The sequence below is a fragment of the Bradyrhizobium uaiense genome (assembly GCF_010811875.1).
Taxonomy (GTDB): Bacteria; Pseudomonadota; Alphaproteobacteria; order Rhizobiales; family Xanthobacteraceae; genus Bradyrhizobium; species Bradyrhizobium uaiense.
The window spans coordinates 1-220 of sequence record NZ_VKHP01001224.1 but is presented as its reverse complement, the minus strand read 5'-3'; the positions used below and the strand labels follow the sequence as shown (position 1 = coordinate 220).

General features: G+C 66.4%; 1 pseudogene. It reads right to left on the bottom strand.

Features of this window, described 5'->3' with window-relative positions:
* Positions 1-220: pseudogene (locus FNJ47_RS47210) on the bottom strand (IS110 family transposase); the annotation flags it as partial.

The window sequence follows — 220 nt, the reverse complement described above, 5'->3', positions numbered from 1 at the left end:
CTGCTCCGGCGGCATCCAGCCGCGCAACGTCGTAACTCTCATTGCTCGTCATCAGCTTCCAGGCGATGCGCGCCACCTTGTTGGCAAGCGCCCCCGCTGCAAGCTTCGGCGGCTTGCGCTTGATCAGCGCCAGCAGCCAGCGCGAGTGATGACCGCGTCCACGTCTGGCCTGCTGGATCACCGCCGTAGCCCCGATCACGAGCAGCCGTCTCAGGTCCTC